At 68.3% G+C, this 9520-nt stretch carries 6 protein-coding genes; 5 read left to right on the top strand and 1 reads right to left on the bottom strand.

Annotated features, from left to right (window positions below):
• The 3 genes from BRAS3809_RS28130 to BRAS3809_RS28120 form a co-directional block, all read left to right on the top strand.
• On the top strand, positions 1-939 hold a 939-nt coding region (locus BRAS3809_RS28130), incomplete at its 5' end, for an O-linked N-acetylglucosamine transferase family protein (protein ID WP_035659132.1).
• Positions 940-1038: 99 nt separating this feature from the next.
• Positions 1039-3258 (top strand): O-linked N-acetylglucosamine transferase, SPINDLY family protein, encoded by a 2220-nt coding sequence (locus tag BRAS3809_RS28125; protein WP_008965400.1) that lies wholly within the window; start codon positions 1039-1041, stop codon positions 3256-3258.
• An 84-nt stretch (positions 3259-3342) separates the two neighbouring features.
• Entirely contained in the window at positions 3343-5562 is a 2220-nt protein-coding gene (locus tag BRAS3809_RS28120) for an O-linked N-acetylglucosamine transferase, SPINDLY family protein (RefSeq protein ID WP_008965399.1), read from the top strand.
• A 10-nt stretch (positions 5563-5572) separates the two neighbouring features.
• On the opposite strand, the gene BRAS3809_RS28115 is transcribed toward BRAS3809_RS28120, so the two are convergent.
• Entirely contained in the window at positions 5573-6286 is a 714-nt protein-coding gene (locus BRAS3809_RS28115) for a DUF1223 domain-containing protein (RefSeq protein ID WP_008965398.1), read from the bottom strand.
• 347 nt (positions 6287-6633) lie between these two features.
• Here BRAS3809_RS28115 and BRAS3809_RS28110 point away from each other — a divergent pair, with 347 nt between their 5' ends.
• Positions 6634-7644 carry a Gfo/Idh/MocA family protein gene (locus BRAS3809_RS28110; RefSeq protein WP_008965397.1) on the top strand — a complete coding sequence of 337 codons (1011 nt, stop codon included), beginning with the start codon at positions 6634-6636 and terminating at the stop codon, positions 7642-7644.
• A 49-nt stretch (positions 7645-7693) separates the two neighbouring features.
• On the top strand, positions 7694-8845 hold the full coding sequence (locus BRAS3809_RS28105; RefSeq protein ID WP_008965396.1) for a DegT/DnrJ/EryC1/StrS family aminotransferase: 1152 nt from the start codon (positions 7694-7696) through the stop codon (positions 8843-8845).
• Positions 8846-9520: the final 675 nt, after the last annotated feature.

Below are 9520 nucleotides of genomic sequence, written 5' to 3'. Positions count from 1 at the left end.
CAGTGCAAGGCGGCGGCTGACGTGTGGGTCGATGCCATGCAGATGTCCGACGATGAGCTCGCCGATCGCATCCAGGCCGATCAGGTTGATATTCTCGTCGACCTGTCCGGCCACTCGGCCGGCAACCGTCTGACGGTGTTCGCGCGCAAGCCCGCGCCGATCCAGGTCACGGCCTGGGGCAACGCCACGGGAACCGGTCTGCCGACCATGGACTATTTCTTCGCCGATCCCGTCACGGTGCCCCAGGCCGTCCGGCCGCTGTTCGCCGAACGAGTCTACGACCTGCCGGCGCTGATCACGACGGACCCGCTGCCCGACGCCCAGCCGACGCCGCTGCCGATGCTGCGCAATGGCCATGTCACCTTCGGCGTCTTCAACCGCATCGACAAGATCTCCGATCAGGTCCTCAATGTCTGGGCTGTGCTGCTGCGCGCGATCCCGTCGGCGCGGATCGTGATCAAGAACGGCGCGCTCGACGATGCCTTCCTGCGCGACGGCCTGATCGCGCGGTTCGCCGCGCAAGGCATCGCCGAGCATCGGCTGACCTGCATCGGCTCGTCGATGCGGCAGGAGCACATTGCCGCTTTCGCCGGGATCGACATCTCGCTCGATCCGTTCCCTCAGAATGGCGGCGTGAGCACCTGGGAGTCGCTGCAGGCCGGCGTGCCGGTCGTTGCCAAGCTCGGCAACAGCTCGGCGTCGCGCGCCGGCGGCGCGATCGTCAAGGCGATCGGTCTCGACGCGTGGGTCGCCGAGGACGATGACGGCTATATCGCGATCGCGCTGAAGCATGCAGCTGATCCCGCCGAGCTGTCGCGCGTCAGGGCCGAGCTGCCGGGCCGAGTAGCCAATTCCGCCGCCGGCAACGTCCAGACCTACACGCGCAAGGTCGAGGAAGGCTATCGCCAGTTCTGGCGCGATTTTTGTGCGGCCGTCTGACGCCGCAGCACGGATTGCGCAGGTGCAGTCCGGCGTCCTGTTCTGGTTTCCCGCGTTGCGTCGAGTTGAGTGCTTTGCGTCAGCCCTTGGAGGCCACTCTTGGCAAGCAATGTCGGTTCGCGCGCATTTCAGAATGCGCGGCTCCTGAAGAAGCACCGCAAGCATGTCGATGACCTCATGCCGCGCGCGGTCGCGGCCTATCGCGCCGGGCGGCGCGCCGAGGCGCAGGCGATCTGCGGACAGATCCTGGCGCTGCTGCCCGACCACTTCGATGCGCTGCACCTGCTCGGCGTCACGGCGCTCGACGGCGGCCAGCTCGATCTCGCCGAGCAGGCGCTGACGAAGGCCGTGGAGATCGAGCCGCGCCACGCCGAGGCGCTGTCCAATCTCGGCCTCGCGCTGTTCAACCGCAAGCGCTACGACGAGGCGCGCAAATGCCAGGAGCGGGCGATCGCCGTGAAGCCCAATCTCCTGGTCGCGCAGACCGGACTCGGCAACACGCTGATGCGCCTCGGCCTGCCGGAGGAGGCGATCGCCGCGCATGACCGCGCCATCGCGTTGAAGCGGGACTATGCCGATGCCCATTGCAACCGCGGCATGGCTCTGATCCCGCTCGGCCGCAACGCGGAGGCGACCCACAGCTTCGACCGCGCGCTGTCGCTCAATCCGCGGCACATGGAGGCGATGTTCGGCAAGGGACTTGCGAGCTTCAACCTGCGGCACCTCACCGCCGCGCTCGCCGCCTTCGACGCCGCGCTCGCGATCAAGCCCGGCGCGCCGCAGGTGCTTGCCCAGCGCGGGCGGGTGCACCAGATGTCCGGACGGTTCGATCAGGCGATGGCCGACTACGAGGCAGCGCTGGCGCAGGATCCGACCCTGGAGGTGGCGCTGCTCGGCAAGGCCCAGCTCGGCCATTTCAAGGACATCGCCTGGTCCGTCAATGCCTGCCGCAAGATCCTCGAGCAGAATCCGCGCTCGCAGGATGCCTGGCTCTGGCTCGGTATCTGCTACGCCAAGCAGGGCGAAATCGCCGAAGCGATCGCGCATTTCGATCGCGCCCTGGACATCAAGCCGGATTTCGCCGAGGCGATGACGGCCAAGATCTTCACGCTCGAATTCATGCCCGGCTCCGATTTCGAGCTGCATCAGGCTGTCCGGCGCGAATGGTGGGAGCGGATCGGCAGCCACATCGCCCGGAGATCGCCGCCGCCGCGCGATCTCGATCCGGAGCGGCGTCTCACCATCGGCTACGTCTCCTCCGACTTCCGGAACCATTCCGCGGCGCTGACCTATCTGCCGGTGCTGAAGCACGCCAGCCGACAGGAGTTCCGGATCTGCTGCTATGCCTGTTCGCCGGTGCTGGACGCCGTGACGGCGCAATTCCAATCGTGCGCCGATGTCTGGGTGGATGCGACGCAGATGTCCGACGACGAACTCGCCGAGCGCGTCGAGGCCGACGGCGTCGATATCCTGGTCGATCTCTCCGGCCATTCCGCCGGCAACCGGCTGCCGCTGTTTGCCCGCAAGCCGGCGCCCATTCAGGTCACAGCCTGGGGCAGCGGCACCGGCACCGGACTGCCGACGATCGACTACTTCTTTGCCGATCCGGTGACGGTGCCCGAGGCGGCGCGCCCCTTGTTCGCCGAGCAGGTTCACGATCTGCCTGCGGTGATCACCACGGAGGCGCTGCCGGGACTCACGCCGACGCCGCTGCCGATGCTGCGCAACGGCTTCGTCACCTTCGGCGTCTTCAACCGGCTGGACAAGATCACCGAGCCGACGCTTGCGGTCTGGACGCGCCTGATGCGCGAGCTGCCGGACTCGCGCATCGTCATCAAAAGCGGCTCGCTCGACGATCCCGTGCTGCGTGACCGGCTGCTGGCACGCTTCGCCGCGCATGGCGTGACGCAGGACCGCATCACCTGTCTCGGCTGGTCGACCCGCGAGCAGCAGATCGCCCAATTCGCGCAGGTCGACATCTCGCTCGATCCGTTCCCGCAGAATGGCGGCGTCAGCACCTGGGAATCGCTGCAGGCCGGCGTGCCGGTCATCGCCAGGCTCGGAGCGAGTGCGGCGTCGCGCGCGGCCGCGGCGATCGTCACGGCGGTCGGGCTCGGCGGCTGGGTGGCCGAGGACGATGAGGGCTACATCGCGATCGCCACGCGTTGGCCCGCGCAGCCTGCCGAACTGGCGACGCTGCGGGCGGAGCTGCCGGCGCGGGTGGCCAATTCTGCGGCCGGCAACGTCGCGACCTACGCACGCAAGGTCGAAGAGGCCTATCGCCTGTTCTGGCGCCGTTACTGCACGGCCTCTCGCTGAGGTCTGTCGCGTGCGGCATAGCACCATGCCGCAGCTGAGTTCATCTGCGTTCCGGTTCTGTCGATCATGCCGTGGAGGCCAGCTTTGGCGAGCGATGTCGGGTCCCGCGCGTTTCAGAATGCGCGGCTGCAGAAGAAGCACCGCAAGCAGGCGGACGAGCTGATGCCGCGTGCGGTCGCGGCCTATCGCGCCGGACGCCCGTCCGAGGCGCAGGAGATCTGTGGCCAGATCCTGGCGCTTCTCCCTGCGCATGTCGATGCCCTGCACCTGCTCGGCGTGGTGGCGCTCGACGGCGGCCAGTTCGAACTCGCCGAGCAGGCGCTGACGAGGGCGGTCGAGATCGAGCCGCGCCATGCCGAGGCCCTGTCCAATCTCGGCCTCGCCCTGTTCAACCGCAAGCGCTACGAGGAGGCGCGCAAGTGCCAGGAGCGGGCGGTCGCGCTGAAGCCAAATCTGCTGGTCGCGATCACCGGGCTCGGCAACACGCTGATGCGCCTGGGCCTGCCGGAGGAAGCGATTGCAGCTCATGACCGGGCGATCGCGCTGAAGCCGGACTACGCCGACGCCTATTGCAACCGCGGCATGGCGCTGCTGCCGCTCGGGCGCAACGTCGAGGCCGATCAGAGCTTCGACCGGGCGCTGTCGCTCAACCCGCGGCACATGGAGGCGATGTTCGGCAAGGGCCTCGCCAGCATCAATCTGCGCCATTCCAACGCCGCGCTCGCGGCGTTCGATGCGGCGCTGTCGATCAGGCCGCGCGCCCCCCAGGTGCTGGCGCAGCGCGGCCGGCTGCATCAGCAGGCCGGCCGGTTCGATCAGGCGATGGCCGATTTCCAGGCGGCGCTCGCGATCGAGCCGCGGCAGGACGTGGCGTTGATGGGCTTTGCCCAGCTCAGCGTCGTCAGGGACAACATCGCGCCGGCGATGGATGCCTGCCGCAAGGTGCTGGAGCAGACCCCGCAGTCGGAGGTCGCCTGGACCTGGCTCGGCGAATGCTTCTGCAAGCAGGGCGATCTCGCCACGGGCCTGCAGCACTTCGAGCGGGCGCTCGAGATCAAGCCCGACTTTGGCGATGCGATCACCGCCAAGATCTTCCTGCTCGACTTCATGCCGGACACCGATTTCGTCCAGCATCAAGCCGTCAGGCGTGAATGGTGGACGCGGATCGGCGCCCGGATCGCGCGGCGGCCGGCGCCGGTGCGCGAGCGCGATCCGGAGCGGCGGCTCACCGTCGGCTATGTCTCCTCCGACTTCCGGACGCATTCGGCCGCGCTGGTGTTCCTGCCGGTGCTGCGCCATCACGACCATCAGGCGTTCAAGGTCGTCTGCTATTCCTGTTCGCCGCTGCAGGACACGATGACGGCGCAGTGCCGCGCCGCCGCCGACGTCTGGGTCGATGCCTGGCAGATGTCCGACGAGGAGCTCACGGAGCGCATTGAGGCCGACGCCGTCGACATCCTGGTCGATCTCTCCGGCCATTCCGCCGGCAACCGCCTGCCGGTGTTCGCCCGCAAGCCGGCGCCGATCCAGGTCACGGCCTGGGGCAGCGGCACCGGCACGGGCCTGCCGACGATGGACTATTTCTTCGCCGATCCGGTCACCGTGCCGGAGGATGTCCGTCACCTGTTTGCCGAGCAGGTCCACGATCTGCCGGCCGTCATCACCACCGACCCGCTGCAGGGCTGGCAGCCCACGCCGCTGCCGATGCTGCGCAACGGATACGTCACGTTCGGCGTGTTCAACCGCATCGACAAGATCTCCGATCCCGCGCTCGCGCTGTGGTCGCGGCTGATGGCGGCGCTGCCGGACTCGCGGATCATCATCAAGAACGGCGCGCTCGACGACGCCCTGGTGCGCGATGCGCTGGTCGCCCGCTTCGTCGCCCATGGCATTGCCGAGCAGCGCGTCACCTGTCTGGGCCTGTCGACGCGCGATCAGCACATCGCGCAGTTCGCCGCCATCGACCTGTCGCTCGATCCGTTCCCGCAGAATGGCGGCGTCAGCACCTGGGAGTCGCTGCAGGCCGGCGTGCCCGTGATCTGCAAGCTCGGGAAGGGCGCCGCGGCACGTGCGGCGGCGGCCATCAACATTGCGGTCGGGCTCGGCGACTTCGTGGCGGCCGACGATGACGGCTACCTCGCGATCGCGCTGAGACATGCCGCGCAGCCGGCGGAGCTGGCCAGACTGCGCGCCGCGCTGCCGGCGATGGTCGCGGGCTCCGCGGCCGGCAATGTCGAGACCTACACGCGCAAGGTCGAGGAGGGCTATCGTCAGTTCTGGCGCCGTTACTGCTCCTCCTCCTGACCCCTGGCGACTACAAGCGCGCGGCGCCGACGATGCGGCCGTCCGGCGCCTCCAGCAGCACCGCCGCATCCTCGCCCTCCGGCATCGGCTCGCTCAGCCGCAGCGCGGCGCCGCTCCAGTCGCCGAGCGATCGCACCGAGCGCACCACGTTCAATTCCTCCAGCGTCCGGCCGCCATTCTCGCCGCGGCGGATCGCCGTCTCGTGCCGGCGATCGAAGCCGACCAGGAGGAGACGGCCGCGGCCTTCGCCGCCGCCGACGTCCACCGTCAGCCTGTCGCCGTTGCGCGCGAGCTTCATACTGGCTGCCGTTACGCTCTTGCCCCTGGCGCGATCGATCGCCGGACCCACCTCCGCTCTGTTCGAGCCGACATGGCTCGTGATCCCGTCGACCACGATCTCCGGCGTGTAGGAGCCGTCGCCGAAACGGCTGCCGTAGCGGGCCTGGCGGTCGGTCGCGGCGGCCAGTGAGAACGGGTCCTTCCAGCCGAGCCGGTCCCAATAGGTGACGTGGAAGGCGAGCGGCAGCACGTCGCGGCGCTCGCGCACCATCTCGTTGAGATACGCATTGGCCGGCGGGCAGGACGAGCAGCCCTGCGAGGTGAACAGCTCGATCACGACCGGCCGCTCCGCCGTCGCGGCGGCGGATGGCGCCCAGGGCGCGAACGACGCGAGCAGCAGGGCGACGTGCAAGGCGTGGCGAAACGAGGCGAGGCGGATGGTCATGGGCATACTCCCGCATGTGTGGCATCGCCCTGTCTTCGCCGGCCCGGTCCATTGCGTTACCTCCGCACGTGCCCCACACGCAGGCGTGAACGACCTCATCCACCGTCTCGGCCGCCTGTCGCGATCGTTGAGCAAGGCCTCTACCACACGCGAAGGCCATGCCGCAGGCCCTTCAAACTGCTCCGCTTTTCCTCCTCCTGCGATGTAACTTTCTGAATCAAATCGTGTCCTGAAAAAGGTTTCCGCGTTCGCCTCGCCTGAAGTGACATGCTAGGAGAGCTTCGCCGGCTGATTTGCAGTTCGTTAACTGTTATGGCCATTCCGTGATTCTGATGGGGTCGAGCGACATGAGTTCCAAGGGGGCGGGCCACAAGGCCGAGCTGAGGCAGGCGCTGCGGGTCGGCGTGATCGGAGCCGGCGTGATGGGCAGCAACCATGCCCGCGTGCTCGCTGGCCTTCCCGATGTCCACCTCGTCGGCGTCGTCGATCCCTTGCCCGCGCATCGCAGCCGCGTCACCGAGCTCGCTAACTGCCCGACCTTCGAGAGCCTCGATCAGCTCGTCGCCGAAGGCGTCGACGCCGTCACCATCGCAGCGCCCACCCATCTGCATCACGAGCTCGCGCTCGCCTGCATCGCCCGCAAGGTGCATCTCCTCGTCGAGAAGCCGATCGCCTCCACGGTGGAGGAGGGCAGGGAGATCGTATCGGCCGCGCATCGCGCCGGCGTCACCCTGATGATCGGCCATGTCGAGCGCTTCAACCCGGCGGTCGCCGCGATCAAGAAGGCGATCGCGGGCGAGGACATCCTGTCGATCGCCATCACCCGCGTCGGCCCGTTCCCGCCGCGCATGTCCAATGTCGGCGTCGTCATCGACCTCGCCGTGCACGACATCGACCTGATCCGCTGGTTCACCGAGTCCGACATCGTCGAAGTGCAGCCGCAGCTGTCGAGCGCGGTGGCCGAGCGCGAGGATATCGCGCTCTTGCAGTTCCGCACCGCCTCCGGCGTGCTCGCGCACATCAACACCAATTGGCTGACGCCGTTCAAGGCGCGCAACGTCACGGTCGCGACGCGCGGAAAGTACATCATGGGCGACCTGTTGACGCGGCAGGTCACCGAATGCTTCGGCTTCAAGCCGGACGGCAGCTACTCGATGCGGCATCTGCCGGTCGGCCATGACGAGCCGCTGCGCGCCGAGCTGATCGCGTTCCTGCATGCCGTGCGCTCCGGCACCTCGCCCGCCGTCACCGGCGACGAGGGCGTCGCGAGTCTGGCCATCGCCACGCAGTGCCTGGAGACCTCCAGCCATCGCCCGGCCGAGGCCGCCGCCACCAAGCGCCGCGCCGCCGCCGGCTAGTCGCGTCCTCGCTCCACCCATTTCCGTTTCCGAAAGCGTGTCAGAGCTCATGAACCAGCATTTGCGTCATCAGCCCATTCCGTTCATCGACACCGCCGCGCAGCGCCAGCGACTCGGCAAGTCCCTCGATGACGCGGTCGCCCGCGTGCTCGCGCACTGCCAGTTTCTCGGCGGCCCCGAGGTGATCCAGCTCGAGAAGGAACTGGCCGAGTTCTGCGGCGCCAAATATGCCGTGAGCTGCTCCAGCGGCACCGACGCGCTGCTGATGGTGCTGATGGCCCAGGGCATCGGCCCGGGCGACGCCGTGCTGTGCCCGTCCTTCACCTTCTGCGCCACCGGCGAGTCGGTCGCGCTGACCGGCGCCACGCCTGTCTTCGTCGACGTGCTGGAGGACACCTTCAACATCGATCCGGCCTCGCTCCGCCGCGGCATCGCCACCGCGAAGCGGCTCGGCCTGAAGCCGAAGGCGGTGATCCCGGTCGATCTGTTCGGCCAGGCCGCCGATCATGATGCGGTCGCCGCGATCGCCGCCGACGAGGGCCTGTTCGTGCTCGACGACGCCGCGCAGGGCTTTGGCGCCAGCTACAAGGGCCGCCGCCTCGGCACCTTCGGCCTGGCCACCGCCACCAGCTTCTATCCGGCCAAGCCGCTCGGCTGCTTCGGCGACGGCGGCGCCATCCTCACCGACGATGCCGGCCTGCTGGAGCGCCTGCGCAGCGTGCGCGCCCATGGCGGCGGCAGCGACAAATACGACAACGTCCGCCTCGGCCTCACCGCGCGACTCGACACGATCCAGGCCGCCGTCCTGATCGAGAAGCTCAGGATCTTCGAGGACGAGATCACCGCCCGCAACAAGGTCGCCGAGCGCTACACCGCGGCGCTGGCCGATGTCGTCAAGGTGCCGCGTCTCGTCGAGGGCTGCACCTCGGTGTGGGCGCAATACACCATCCGTCTGCCGAGGGGCGTCGACCGCGACACCTTCGCCGCGGCGTTGAAGGCACAGGGCATTCCGACCATGGTGTATTATCCGAAGTCGATGCACCAGCAGACCGCCTACCGCATCTTCCCGAGCGCCGATGGCGGCCTGCCGGTCAGCGAGCAGCTCTCCGCCGACGTCATCAGCCTGCCGATGCACGCCTATCTCGACGAAGCCACGCAGGCCCGCATCATCGACGTCGTCCGCGGCGCGCTGGCGGCCTGAGGCCGCCTCGCGTCGTTACGTCGCCGGTGAGCCGGCGGCGTGGTGGCAACAGCAATCACCGCTGATCTGCCCGTCCGGCCGCTCCAACCAACACTGTCGTCCCGGCGAACGCCGGGACCCATACCCCGAGGGAGCGGTTTGGGCCACGCTGGTCATTGGCCCTTTGCCCAATGCATCCGCCACGGCGTATGGGTCCCGGATCGGCGCCCGCCGCCGCTGCGCGTCGGCAGGCTTGTCCGGGACGACGGCGTGGGTCTGGCTGGCGACGGTCTGTAGGATGGGCAAAGGCGCGCCGAGCCGTGTGTTGTTGGCCCCGCTGCATCGCGCGCCGTGCCCACCATGGCCACCACCGATGCCGATGCGCGGTGGACACGGCGCGCGATGGCTCGGCGTAAATTAGTCCGTAGGGTGGGCAAAGGCGCGCCGAGTCGTGAGTTGTTTGCTCCGCTCCACCGCGCGCCGTGCCCACCATTCCCACCACCGGTGCCGATGCGCGGTGGGCACGCGACCGCCCTGCGGGCGGCTGCTTTGCCCACCCTACGGCCGCTCGAATCCGATTTACGTCTCAAACAGCGATCGACATGGGGACGCGGTCTCGCGGCACATGATGCCCGAGGCCTGCTCTCAGTTCGTCCCTCGCAAACAGTGCAGAGGGCGCAGGGAATGCCGGGTGAA

The organism is Bradyrhizobium sp. STM 3809, assembly GCF_000239795.1.
GTDB lineage: Bacteria > Pseudomonadota > Alphaproteobacteria > Rhizobiales > Xanthobacteraceae > Bradyrhizobium.
This window is presented reverse-complemented; position numbering and strand designations above follow the sequence as displayed.